This is a genomic window from Mesorhizobium sp. M4A.F.Ca.ET.022.05.2.1 (assembly GCF_003998845.1).
Taxonomy (GTDB): domain Bacteria; phylum Pseudomonadota; class Alphaproteobacteria; order Rhizobiales; family Rhizobiaceae; genus Mesorhizobium.
Genome location: NZ_RZOJ01000850.1, coordinates 1 through 395, shown reverse-complemented (window position 1 = coordinate 395; position 395 = coordinate 1). Strand labels below are relative to the sequence as shown.

Here is a 395-nt window from a genome sequence, read left to right as displayed (position 1 = left end):
TCAGTACGCCGCCTGGCGGCATCTCAATTGCCAGCCGCGCTTCACGCTCGTTAGCGGAAATCACCGCCTCCTGCCAGCGCACGGTTCGCGCCATGTTCATCGCCAGATCGTCGGCGATTTTTTCCGGCTGCCAGAGCACGCGGCCGGTACTGCCGCTCAGGTATGCGCAGCGTGGACGAGCCAGCGTGACGGACTCAAACGCTGCCGCCAGCTTTTTCGCCGGTTCCGCCAGCAGTTCGCAGTGGGACGGCACGCTTCCCGCCAGCCGTTTGGCCTTGCTCGCCCCTTTTGCCAGCGCGCGTGCCGCCACCTGCGCCATCCCGTCATCGCTTCCGGCAATCACGATCTGCGTTTCTGCGTTCAGGTTGGCAATGTAGGTTCCGGTGCCTTCAATC

1 pseudogene is annotated in these 395 nt (G+C 64.1%); it reads right to left on the bottom strand.

The features are described from left to right. Nucleotides 1–395: pseudogene (locus EN745_RS35785) on the bottom strand (malonate decarboxylase subunit epsilon); the annotation flags it as partial.